Below are 3,136 nucleotides of genomic sequence, written 5' to 3' on the forward strand. Positions count from 1 at the left end.
AGCTTTCCATGTCAACCAAGTCCCAAGCGGGCAAGGGGAGTTTGTCTAATTCGTTTAGAACATCCCGTTTTGGAGTGATGTTTATTTCATTTTTGTTTTTATAAACTATTCCTTGAATTTCGGCAATATCTTTCTGGTTTTCTATGACGTTTATAAGTTCGAGCAAAGTCCATTCGCCTTCGCCTTGAATGATAAAATCTGCTCCTTTTTCTAAATATTCTTTATAGTGATCTGTCGAATCTGAACTGCAAATTATGGTGGTGCAATTGTTTTTTTTTCCTATTTTAATCATTTCAAAACAGGCTTCCCTCATTTTTGTTAGGCACATTTTGGTTAAATAATTAAAACCATCGTCATAAATCACCAAAAAATCGGGTCTTTTTTTCTCTAAAACAGGTTCGATTGATTTTGGAGAATCTAGCAAATTTGTATCAAAAAGAGAAACTTCATAATTGTTTTTTCGCATTAATGAGGCCGCATATAAAGTTCCCAATGGAGGAAAAGGGGTTTTGTTTTTCCATTGTTTCGGGTCTAATTTGTAATAGTAGGAATGCGAAAAAAGAATTTTAGACATTTTCTTTAGTAAGAATTAAATTAAATTTTAAATGTACTTCTTCTAGTTTTGAGTTTAAAGATAAAATGACTTTTTTTTGAAAATTTGAGGGATGGTGTTTCGAAACATTTCTTTTAGATTTTAAGGCGACTTCAAAATCTTCTTCGGACAAATAATGAAATTTTGATTTCCACTTTTTAATGGTAATCGACTTAAAAAAGTAATCTATGTGGTTGCCTAATTTTGTATTCAAAATTAATTCTACTCCTTTTGTTAGAAAAGGTTTTTTAATATCAGGAATGGAATTCGTGACAGAATTAAATTTTGAAAAATAACTTAAAACCCATTCATTATTTTTATAAAAGTCTTCAAAAACTGTTTTACCATGAATTGGAATTAAGGAATTTATTTCGGTTGCCGTAAAGCGATTTTTTTCTTCGATTTCTAATTGATTTGAAGAGATAAAGTAGTTTATGCAAAAATATTTGCGAGAATTAAACAGAAATATTTTTTTAAAAAGCATTAGTAAAGTTCTACAAATCCATAGTTTTTCTGGTTTTGTAATTACAAAAAAGTCAATATCACTGTCTTCATCATAATATCCTTTAGATAATGAACCTGAAATTCCTACAGCTTCAACAAAAGGAAATTTTGAAATAAATTTGGCTCTTTTGCGCGCTATTACTAAGGCATTTTTTGCCATTAAATTACCTTTTAATCTTTTGGGAACACTATCTAAATCATTGCCATATACATAGAACTCGTCAATTTTGACAATTATTTTTTGATTTATTAAATTTTGCAACTCGTTTTTGGTATCTGAAATAGCATTATGATTAGTATAATGATGAATTTCTTCCGTTTTTAGAGGATATCTAAATATTGAAAAATAGAGTATAGTTTTTAGTGTTTCCATAATTTCATAATTTTTTCTGCGAATGGCTACTGCTAACTAATCAATGTGCTTCCAGCCAATCTTTTCCCATGCCAATTTCAACTTCTAAAGGAACATCCATTTTGAAAGCATTTTCCATTTCGTGTTTAATCATTGGTTGGATTTTCTCCAGTTCAGAGTTATGAACATCAAACACAAGCTCATCATGAACCTGCAACAGCATTTTGCTTTTCCATTTTTCTGACGTGAGTTTTTTATGAATAGTAATCATCGCAATTTTAATAATATCGGCGGCACTTCCTTGAATTGGTGCGTTCACGGCATTTCGTTCAGCTCCACCACGAACGATTGCATTTTGAGAGTTGATGTCTTTTAAATAACGACGACGACCTAAAATAGTTTGCACATAACCATTTTCTCTTGCAAATTCTATTTGTTCTTGAATATAAGTTTTCAATCTTGGATAAGTTTTGTAATACGCTTCGATTAAAGAGGCACTTTCGCTTCTCGATAAAGAAGTTTGATTGCTCAATCCAAATGCCGAAACACCATAAATAATTCCGAAATTTACGGTTTTAGCATGGCTTCGTTGTTCACGAGTTACTTCTTCCAGCGGAACATTAAATACTTTTGAGGCGGTCGATTTGTGAATGTCTTCGTGATTTTTAAAAGCCTTAATCATAGTTGACTCGCCACTCAAAGCCGCAATAATTCGGAGTTCTATCTGGGAATAATCGGCAGAAACTAGGGTATAATTTTCGTCTCTTGCCACAAAAGCTTTCCTGATTTGGCGACCACGTTCTGTACGAATTGGAATATTCTGCAAATTCGGATTATTGGAACTCAAACGACCCGTTGCAGCCACAGTTTGCATATAATCGGTATGAATCCGATTTGTAATTTTGTCAACCTGATTGGGCAGTGCGTCAACATACGTATTTTGCAATTTTATCAGCTGTCGCCAATCGAGAATGTTCTTTACTATTGGATTATCTATTGCTAAATAGCTCAAAACCTCTTCGCCTGTGGCATATTGCCCTGTTTTGGTTTTCTTCTGTTTAGCTCCGCCAATTTTTAATTTATCGAATAAAATTTCTCCTAATTGTTTGGGCGAAGCCAAATTAAAGGAATGTCCAGCAGTTTCATAAATGGTTTTTTCCAATGCCTTAATGTCGTCTTCAAGCTCTTTCGACAATGATTTCAAGAAATCAATATCTACTCGGATTCCTTCTTTTTCCATATCGGCCAGTACTTTTACCAATGGAATTTCGATTTCGTCAAACAGTTTTTTGGTTTCTGTTTTGTTTAATTCTTCGGTAAAAATTTCTTTCAATTGCAAGGTTACATCCGTGTCTTCAACGGCATATTCCTTGATTTCTTCTAATTCGACGTCTCGCATTGATTTTTGGTTTTTACCTTTCTTCCCAATTAAATCTTCAATAGATTTTGGAGAATATTTCAGATAAGTTTCCGATAATATATCCATATTATGACGCATATCTGGATTGATGAGGTAATGTGCAATCATCGTGTCGAAAAGTTTTCCTTCGACAGAAATGTTGTAATTCGAAAGAATTTTCAAATCGTATTTTAAATTCTGACCAATTTTTTCGATGTTTTCATTTTCAAAAAACGGAATAAATTTTTCGATTAAAGTTTGTGCTTCTTCCTGATTTTCTGGGAATGGA

General features: G+C 32.6%; 3 protein-coding genes. All 3 read right to left on the reverse strand.

The genetic code is table 11. The features are described from left to right. The coding region (locus PHC28_RS17460; protein ID WP_367278065.1) for a radical SAM protein at positions 1 to 574 on the reverse strand (574 nt) is incomplete at its 3' end. Further along, positions 567 to 1,469 carry a nucleotidyltransferase domain-containing protein gene (locus PHC28_RS17465; RefSeq protein WP_300103543.1) on the reverse strand — a complete coding sequence of 301 codons (903 nt, stop codon included), beginning with the start codon at positions 1,467 to 1,469 and terminating at the stop codon, positions 567 to 569. The genes PHC28_RS17460 and PHC28_RS17465, both read right to left, overlap by 8 nt. Positions 1,470 to 1,509: 40 nt before the next feature. Further along, the coding region (gene polA, locus PHC28_RS17470; RefSeq protein ID WP_300103544.1) for a DNA polymerase I at positions 1,510 to 3,136 on the reverse strand (1,627 nt) is incomplete at its 5' end.

It is taken from the genome of Flavobacterium sp. (assembly GCF_028712645.1).
Lineage (GTDB): Bacteria > Bacteroidota > Bacteroidia > Flavobacteriales > Flavobacteriaceae > Flavobacterium.